General features: G+C 71.6%; 5 protein-coding genes. 2 read left to right on the forward strand and 3 right to left on the reverse strand.

The features are described from left to right. Nucleotides 1–114 precede the first annotated feature (114 nt). Nucleotides 115–627, reverse strand: coding sequence for a PaaI family thioesterase (locus ACFC0D_RS37345; RefSeq protein ID WP_376446268.1), 513 nt, complete (start codon nt 625–627; stop codon nt 115–117). A gap of 75 nt (nt 628–702) precedes the next feature. After that, nucleotides 703–2,985 carry an FdhF/YdeP family oxidoreductase gene (locus ACFC0D_RS37350; RefSeq protein ID WP_376446271.1) on the reverse strand — a complete coding sequence of 761 codons (2,283 nt, stop codon included), beginning with the start codon at nt 2,983–2,985 and terminating at the stop codon, nt 703–705. Between the two features lie 124 nt (nt 2,986–3,109). Here ACFC0D_RS37350 and polA point away from each other — a divergent pair, with 124 nt between their 5' ends. Further along, nucleotides 3,110–5,818 (forward strand): DNA polymerase I, encoded by a 2,709-nt coding sequence (gene polA / locus ACFC0D_RS37355; protein WP_376446273.1) that lies wholly within the window; start codon nt 3,110–3,112, stop codon nt 5,816–5,818. 56 nt (nt 5,819–5,874) lie between these two features. Here the strand turns inward: polA and ACFC0D_RS37360 are convergent, their stop codons facing one another. Next, complete coding sequence (locus tag ACFC0D_RS37360) at nt 5,875–6,744, reverse strand: DUF4184 family protein (RefSeq protein WP_376446275.1); 870 nt, start codon at nt 6,742–6,744, stop codon at nt 5,875–5,877. Nucleotides 6,745–6,976: 232 nt separating this feature from the next. On the opposite strand from ACFC0D_RS37360, the gene ACFC0D_RS37365 reads away from it, so the two are divergent. Beyond that, nucleotides 6,977–8,707 carry a lytic murein transglycosylase gene (locus ACFC0D_RS37365; protein ID WP_376446278.1) on the forward strand — a complete coding sequence of 577 codons (1,731 nt, stop codon included), beginning with the start codon at nt 6,977–6,979 and terminating at the stop codon, nt 8,705–8,707. Nucleotides 8,708–8,757 lie beyond the last annotated feature (50 nt).

The raw sequence follows: 8,757 nt of genomic DNA on the forward strand, positions 1-8,757 counted from the left end.
TTGTTGTTTATATGAGCCCGGGACGGAGATGTCCGTCCCGGGCCGGGAATGCTTCGCGGTGGCGGGCCGCGGTGCGCGGTCCGCGGTCCGCGGTCCGCGGTCCGCAGGCCGCGGTCAGGCGCTCGCGGCGCCGCCGTCCTTGCCCGCGTCGGGAAGGTTGTCGGCGTCCTTGGCCGTGATCTCGCGGAGCATGCAGGTCAGACGCGCCGAGCAGACCCGCTTGTCCTGCTCGTCGGTGATCACGATCTCGTACGTCGCCGTGGAGCGGCCACGGTGGACCGGCGTCGCCACACCCGTCACGAGGCCGCTGCGGGCCCCCCGGTGGTGGGTGCAGTTCAGGTCCACGCCGACCGCGATCTTGGAGACTCCGCCGTGCAGCATCGAGCCGATCGAGCCGAGGGTCTCGGCGAGGACCGCGGAGGCGCCGCCGTGCAGCAGACCGTACGGCTGGGTGTTGCCCTCCACCGGCATCGTGCCGACGACCTTCTCGGCCGAGGCCTCGATGATCTGCACGCCCATGCGGTTGCCGAGGTGCCCGGCCGAGAAGAGGGCGGGAAGATCGACGCCGAGTGCGGCGTACTCGTCGATGACCTCCTGCGGGAACTTCACATGCTGCTGCTCACCCATCGGCCCGGCTCCGTTCGTCTTCGTACGGCTGCTGATCCATTGATCCGCTGAACCCTGATCCGCCTGAGCAAACGCTTAGGCGGAGTGTGATTGTTCCAGACGCACGACGACGGACTTGCTGGCGGGGGTGTTGCTGATGTCCGCGGTGGACTCCAGGGGCACCAGGACGTTCGTCTCCGGGTAGTACGCGGCCGCGCAGCCCCGGGCCGTCGGATAGTGCACCACCCGGAAGCCGGGCGCCCGCCGCTCGCTGCCGTCCTTCCACTCGCTGACCAGATCGGTGTACGACCCGTCCGCCAGCCCGAGCGCCGTCGCGTCCTCGGGGTTGACCAGGACGACCCGGCGGCCGCCCTTGATGCCGCGGTAGCGGTCGTCGAGACCGTAGATGGTGGTGTTGTACTGATCGTGCGAGCGCAGGGTCTGCAGCAGCAGCCGGCCCTCCGGCACCGTGGGGTACTCGACGGGCGCGGCCGTGAAGTTGGCCTTGCCGGTGGCGGTGGGGAAGCGGCGCTCGTCGCGCGGGGCGTGCGGGAGCGCGAAGCCGCCCGGGTCGGCGGCGAGGCGGGCGTTGAAGTTCTCGAAGCCGGGCACCACGCGCGCGATGCGGTCGCGGATCGTGGCGTAGTCCTTCTCGAACTCCTCCCAGGGGGTGGCCGAGGCGGCGCCGAGCACCGCCCGCGCCAGCCGGGCCACGATCGCCGGCTCGGAGAGCAGATGCGGGCTCGCGGGCGGGAGGTTGCCGCGCGAGGCGTGCACGAGGCCCATCGAGTCCTCGACCGTCACGAACTGCTTGCCGCTCGCCTGGACGTCCTTGTCGGTGCGGCCGAGCGTCGGGAGGATCAACGCGCGCGTGCCCGTGACCGCGTGCGAGCGGTTCAGCTTCGTCGAGACGTGGACCGTCAGCCGGGCCCTGCGCATCGCGGCCTCGGTGACCTCCGTGTCGGGGGTGGCCCCGACGAAGTTGCCGCCCATCGCGAAGAAGACCTTCGCCTCGCCGTCGCGCAGCGCCTGGATCGAGCGGACCACGTCGAAGCCGTGGTGGCGCGGCGAGACGATCCCGAACTCCTTGTCCAGGGCGTCGAGGAAGGCCGGAGCGGGTCGCTCGAAGATGCCCATCGTGCGGTCGCCCTGCACGTTCGAATGGCCGCGGACCGGGCAGACGCCCGCGCCCGGCCGGCCGATGTTGCCCCGCAGCAGAAGGAAGTTGACCACTTCGCGAATGGTCGGCACGGAGTGCTTGTGCTGGGTGAGGCCCATCGCCCAGCAGACGATGGTCCGCTCGGAGGCGAGGACCATCTCCAGGGTCCGCTCGATCTCGGCGCGGGTCAGACCGGTCGCCGCGAGGGTCTCGTCCCAGTCCGCCGCGCCTGCGGCCGCGGTGAACTCCTCGTACCCATGGGTGTGCTCGCGGACGAACTCCTCGTCGACGGCGCCCGGAGTCTCCAGGATCAGCTTGTTGAGCAGCCGGAACAGGGCCTGGTCGCCGCCGATACGGATCTGGAGGAAGAGATCGTTGAGCGCGGCGCCCTTGAACATGCCCTGCGGGGTCTGCGGGTTCTTGAACCGCTCGAGACCGGCCTCCGGCAGCGGGTTCACCGAGATGATCCGCGCGCCCCCGGCCTTCGCCTTCTCCAGGGCGGAGAGCATCCGCGGGTGGTTCGTCCCCGGATTCTGCCCGGCGACGACGATCAGGTCGGCCTGGTGCAGATCCTCCAGCGAGACGCTGCCCTTGCCGATTCCGATCGTCTCGTTGAGCGCCGAGCCGGACGACTCGTGGCACATGTTGGAACAGTCCGGCAGGTTGTTCGTGCCGAACTCGCGGGCGAAGAGCTGAAGCAGGAACGCGGCCTCGTTGCTCGTCCTGCCCGAGGTGTAGAAGAGCGCCTCGTCGGGGGAGGAGAGGGCGGTCAGCTCCTCCGCGATGATCGAGAACGCCCGTTCCCAGGTCACCGCCTCGTACCGCTCCGCGCCCTCGGGCAGATACATCGGCTGCGTGAGCCGGCCCTGCTGTCCCAGCCAGTACCCGCTGCGGGTCGCCAGGTCCGCCACTGTGTGGGCGGCGAAGAAGTCGGGCGTGACCCGGCGCAGCGTCGCCTCCTCGGCGACCGCCTTCGCGCCGTTCTCGCAGAACTCCGCCACATGTCGCTTGTCGGCCTCCGGCCAGGCGCAGCCCGGGCAGTCGAAGCCGTCTTTCTGATTGACCTTGAGCAGGGTCCGCGCGGTGCGCCGCACCCCCATCTGAGCCTGGGCGATCTTGAGAGTGTGGGCGACGGCGGGAAGCCCGGCAGCGGCGTGCTGGGGCGGCGCGACCTGCGGCGCGTCCTGGACCGGGTCGCCGGCGGGGGGCTTGCTGACCATCGCGCTCTCCCTTGAGCGGTCGTCCTGTGGCGTACGCACCCGATCCTGTCACGCGCCACGGACGGCCCGTGCCCGTCGGTCGACGAGGGCGGGAATGTCAGTGGTCCGTGGCAGGATCGTCCCCGTGGCTGAGACAGCATCGAAGACCCAAGACAACCGTCCGCGCCTGCTCCTCATGGACGGGCACTCACTCGCGTACCGGGCGTTCTTCGCGCTGCCGGCGGAGAATTTCACCACGGCGACCGGTCAGCCGACCAACGCCATCTACGGCTTCGCGTCGATGCTGGCGAACACGCTCCGCGACGAGGCGCCCACGCACTTCGCCGTCGCCTTCGACGTGTCCCGCAAGACCTGGCGCTCCGAGGAGTTCCCGGAGTACAAGGCGAACCGCTCCAAGACCCCGGACGAGTTCAAGGGGCAGGTCGAGCTGATCGGCGAGCTGCTGGACGCGATGCACGCGCAGCGGTTCGCCATCGACGGCTTCGAGGCCGACGACGTCATCGCCACGCTCGCCACGCAGGCCGAGGCCGCGGGCTTCGAGGTCCTGATCGTCACAGGTGACCGTGACTCCTTCCAGCTGATCACGGACCACGTGACCGTGCTGTACCCGACCAAGGGCGTCTCCGAGCTGACCCGCTTCACGCCCGAGAAGGTCGAGGAGAAGTACGGCCTCACCCCGCAGCAGTACCCGGACTTCGCCGCGCTGCGCGGAGACCCGTCGGACAACCTGCCCGGCATCCCCGGCGTCGGCGAGAAGACCGCGGCGAAGTGGATCAACCAGTTCGGCTCGTTCGCCGAGCTGGTGGAGCGGGTCGACGAGGTCAAGGGCAAGGCCGGACAGAACCTCCGCGACCACCTGGAGTCGGTCAAGCTCAACCGCGTCCTCACCGAGATGGTGCGGGACGTCGAGCTGCCGCGGACCGTCCAGGACCTCGAGCGCGCGCCGTACGACCGCGCGGCCGTCGCGCTGGTCCTCGACACCCTGGAGATCCGCAACCCCTCGCTGCGCGAGCGGCTCCTCGCCGTTGACCCGGGCGCCGGTGAGGCGCAGCCCGCCGCCCCCGCCGCGGGCGTGGAGCTGGACGGCACCGTTCTCGGCGCCGGTGAGCTCGCGCCCTGGCTCGCCGAGCACGGCGCCGAGCCGCTGGGCGTGGCCACGGTCGACAGCTGGGCGCTGGGCACCGGCAGCGTCACCGAGATCGCGCTGGCCGCCGCCGGAGGGGCCGCGGCCTGGTTCGACACCACCCAGCTCGACGAGGCCGACGAGAAGGCCTTCGCCGGCTGGATCGCGGACCCGGAGCGGCCCAAGGTCCTGCACAACGCCAAGGGCGCGCTGCGGGTCTTCCCCGAGCACGGCTGGAGCATCGCGGGCATCACCATGGACACCGCGCTCGCCGCCTATCTGGTCAAGCCGGGCCGCCGCTCCTTCGCGCTGGACGCGCTCTCTGTCGAGTACCTGCACCGTGAGCTCGCCCCGGCGGCCGCCGCCGACGGACAGCTCGCCTTCGGCGCCGACGACACCGCCGAGGCCGAGGCCCTGATGACCCAGGCCCGTGCCGTTCTCGACCTGGGCGCGGCCTTCGAGGAGAAGCTCGGCGAGGTCGGCGCGCGGGAGCTTCTGCACGAGGTCGAGCTGCCCACCTCCATCCTCCTGGCCCGTCTGGAGCGGCACGGCATCGCCGCCGACCGGGCCCATCTGGAGGCCATGGAGCAGCAGTTCGCCGGTGCCGTCCAGCAGGCGGTGAAGGAGGCGCACGCCTCGGTCGGGCACGAGTTCAACCTCGGCTCGCCCAAGCAGCTCCAGGAGGTGTTCTTCGGCGAGCTGAACCTGCCGAAGACGAAGAAGACCAAGACCGGGTACACGACGGACGCGGACGCGCTGGCCTGGCTGGCCGCCCAGACCGAGCACGAGCTGCCGGTGATCATGCTCCGCCACCGCGAGCAGGCCAGGCTGCGCTCCACGGTCGAGGGCCTGATCAAGACCATCGCCGCGGACGGCCGCATCCACACCACCTTCAGCCAGACGGTGGCCGCGACCGGGCGACTGTCCTCCACCGACCCGAACCTGCAGAACGTGCCGGTGCGCACCGACGAGGGGCGGGCGATCCGGCACGGCTTCGTCGTGGGCGAGGGCTTCGAGGCCCTGATGACGGCGGACTACAGCCAGATCGAGCTGCGCGTCATGGCCCATCTCTCCGAGGACGAGGGCCTCATCGAGGCGTTCGCCTCCGGCGAGGACCTGCACACCACGGTCGCCTCGCAGGTCTTCGGCGTCGAGCGGTCCGCGGTCGACGCCGAGATGCGGCGCAAGATCAAGGCCATGTCGTACGGCCTGGCGTACGGCCTCTCGGCCTTCGGCCTCTCCCAGCAGCTGAACATCGAGGCCGGCGAGGCGCGTGCCCTGATGGACACGTACTTCGAGCGCTTCGGCGGAGTGCGCGACTATCTGCGCCGGGTCGTCGACGAGGCGCGCGCCACGGGGTACACCGAGACGATGCTGGGCCGCCGCCGCTACCTCCCGGACCTGAACAGCGACAACCGCCAGCGCCGCGAGGCCGCCGAGCGGATGGCGCTCAACGCCCCGATCCAGGGCACCGCGGCGGACATCGTGAAGGTCGCCATGCTCAACGTCGACCGGGCGCTGACGGAGGCGGGTCTCGCCTCCCGGATGCTCCTCCAGGTCCACGACGAAATCGTGCTGGAGCTGGCGCCCGGCGAGCGCGAGCAGGTCGAGTCCCTGGTCCGCCGGGAGATGTCCTCGGCGGTCACCCTCCGCGCCCCCCTCGACGTCTCGGTCGGCGTGGGCCCGGACTGGGAGTCCGCGGCGCACTGACGCGACGGGCCCCCACGGTCACGGCCGTGGGGGCCCGTACGACGGCGTCGCGCTGATCATCGCCCCGGGCGGGAGCGGGCCGGCTCGTCGTCCTCGGCGCGTGCCGCATCGAGGGACGGCGCAGGAGGTGTCCTCCGCAGGCGCATCCACGCCCCGTACAGCACAAGCCCGACGGCGAGGCCCGCGCCGGCCCCGAAGCAGGCCGTCGGAACGATGTCCAGGGGCGTCTCGATCCGGCCCCAGTACGCGTACCAGCGCAGGCAGCGGTGCACCACTCCGGCCAGGAGGCACAGACCGATCAGCCCGCCCGCCAGCCGGCGCTCCCGTCGGCCGAGGACCGGGACGGCCGCGGGCGGCGCGATGTCCCCCGCGGTCGCGCGCAGCGCCCGCACCGTGAACCACCCCAGCAGGACGAGCGCGAGCGCCGACCCCCCGTACTGGAGATAGAGATAGACCGGGAAGCCGGCCACGATCTCGCCGAGGAACGGAATCGCCCGCGTACCCCAGCGGTCGAGATGGGTGAACGCGTCCCACACCACATGAGTCGTGGCGCCCAGCGCCGCCGACAGCACGAACCAGCCGACCAGCGGCACCCTCTGCCGCCCCCGCCAGGAGCGGCCACGGACGAATCCGTACACCCGCCCCCGCCACCGTGCCGGCAGCAGGGCCACCAGCGGCTCACGCACCATCAGCCACGCCGCCACCAGAGCCGCGGTGATCAGCACATCGACGGTGACGACTCCCAGGGCGGAGTGCGTGACATCGCCGAAGACCATCGCCTCCGGGATCGCCGTGGCCGCGAAATAGGTCATGTCGGGCGAGAACGAACCCGCCACCAGCGCGGAGGCGACCAGCGGTCCGCGTGCGGTGCCGTCCCGGCGGATGCCCGGCAGCACCGCGGCGGCATGACTCAGCGTGAACGGCATGGGAACGTCCCCCTCAGGATCCGCGCCGACCAACGGAGTTCCCCTGCGGCCGAGGGTCGGCGATCACGCCCAGTATGCGGGAGCGATCGTGAAGGGACGGTGAGCGGCCAAGAGGTGGCGAAAGCGTGAAACACGGTCAGCCCGCGGTGTCCCGGGGCTCGTAGGTGTCATAGGGTCTCCCGTGTTCACGCGCGGGGAGCGCGGGTGCAGTCGAGGGGGAGGGACCAGACGTATGGCAGCGCAATTCGGCCGCCGGCTGCGCAGGGGAGCCACCAGCGGTGCCGTCGTGGCCGCGGCGGTGGCGGCGCTGGCCGCCTCGCAGGCGCCCGGCGTGACCCCGCCGCCCTCGGACAACGCGAGCGGCGACCGGCCCGCCGGCGTCGGTGACACACCGCCGTCGCCCGACGGCACGGCGACCGGTGACTCCCCGTACTACACGGACCTGCCGCCGCTGAACACGCCCAACAAGCCCGGCACCTCCATAGACCTGCCCATCGTCACCGGCCCCGCCGAGGCGGGCATACCCGCGTCCGTCCTCGCCGCCTACAAGCGGGCGGAGCAGTCGATACGGGCCAGCGACCCCGCGTGCAACCTTCCGTGGCAGCTGCTCGCCGGCATCGGCAAGGTCGAGTCCGGGCAGGCGCGCGGCGGCCGTGTCGACGCCAACGGCACCACGCACTCGCCGATTCTCGGCCCGGTCCTCAACGGTGTCGGCTTCGCCAACATCTCGGACACCGACAACGGGGCCTTCGACGGCGACGCGAAGCACGACCGCGCGGTCGGCCCGATGCAGTTCATCCCCTCCACCTGGGCGACCTGGGGTCAGGACGCCAACGGCGACGGCCGCAAGGACCCCAACAACATCTACGACGCCGCCCAGGCCGCCGGTCTCTACCTCTGTGCCAACAACCGCGATCTCGCGGTCAAGGCCGACCTGGACCGGGCGATCCTCAGCTACAACCGCTCGACCGAGTACCTGCACACGGTGCTCTCCTGGTTCGAGTACTACAAGCGCGGCACCCACCAGGTGCCGGACGGCACCGGTCAGCTCCCGGTGGACCGCAGCGACACCCCCCGCATCACCACGCCGGGGCCGACGCAGACACCGACCACCCCCGTCACCCCCGCGCCGTCCCCTTCGACGGGCACGCCCAAGCCGAACCCCTCCACGCCCGGCACCACGCCCCCGACCAAGCCGCCCGTCGACCCGCCCGCCGCCGCGAAGGTGTCACGGATCAAGGACGCCGGCACGGGGGCCCTGACGGCCACCGCCGGCGGCGTCTTCGCCGGCCGTCCGGCCGTCCTCGCTCTCGACGCGGCGGGCAAGCCGGTCTCGGGCCTGGGCGTGCGGTTCGAGATCGTCGGCTCCACCGACGCCAACCTCGGTGGTGTGGCCAAGAGCGTGACCGTGAACACCGACTCCGCGGGCAAGGCCGTCGCGCCGCCCGTCCGGGCGGGCGAGAAGCCGGGCACGTTCACCGTCCGGGCCACGGTCGTGGGCAGGACGCTCGCGCCCGTCGAGTTCTCCGCGACGGTGACCGAGCGGACGGCCGACACCCTGGTGCGCGGCGACGCCGAGGACGTGACCGCCACCACCGGCGAGCGGTTCGCCGACCGTGTCCTGGTGAAGGCCACCCTCGACGGTGCCGTCGCCCCGTCGGTCGCGCTCACCGCCACCATGATCACCTCGGGCGACGACCCGGAGACGAACACGAAGGGCCCGTACTTCAAGGACGCCGACGGCAACCCGCTGCGTACGCTCACGGGTCTGAAGACGGACGAGAACGGTCTGCTCACGCTCCCCGACATCTACGCGGACGGGGAGGCCGGCACCTTCCTGCTGCGTCTGACCGCGCCCGGCGGAGGCACCGTGACCATCGAGCTCAAGGTCACCGCCCCGGCGTCCGAGCCGACCCCGACTCCGTCGCCGAGCGGCTCGACCGAGGCGACGCCGGCACCCTGACCCGGCCGGCCCGGCCGCCGATCCCGTACCGCTCCGCACGATCCCGCACC

Origin of the sequence: Streptomyces sp. NPDC056222, assembly GCF_042264065.1 — a bacterium.
Lineage (GTDB): Bacteria > Actinomycetota > Actinomycetes > Streptomycetales > Streptomycetaceae > Streptomyces.

Excerpts from the sequence above, each read along its gene's own strand:
- ACFC0D_RS37345 (WP_376446268.1), bottom strand. The coding sequence starts at position 627 with ATGGGTGAGCAGCAGCATGTGAAGTTCCCGCAGGAGGTCATCGACGAG.
- ACFC0D_RS37350 (WP_376446271.1), bottom strand. The coding sequence starts at position 2,985 with ATGGTCAGCAAGCCCCCCGCCGGCGACCCGGTCCAGGACGCGCCGCAG.
- ACFC0D_RS37360 (WP_376446275.1), bottom strand. The coding sequence starts at position 6,744 with ATGCCGTTCACGCTGAGTCATGCCGCCGCGGTGCTGCCGGGCATCCGC.
- ACFC0D_RS37365 (WP_376446278.1), top strand. The coding sequence starts at position 6,977 with ATGGCAGCGCAATTCGGCCGCCGGCTGCGCAGGGGAGCCACCAGCGGT.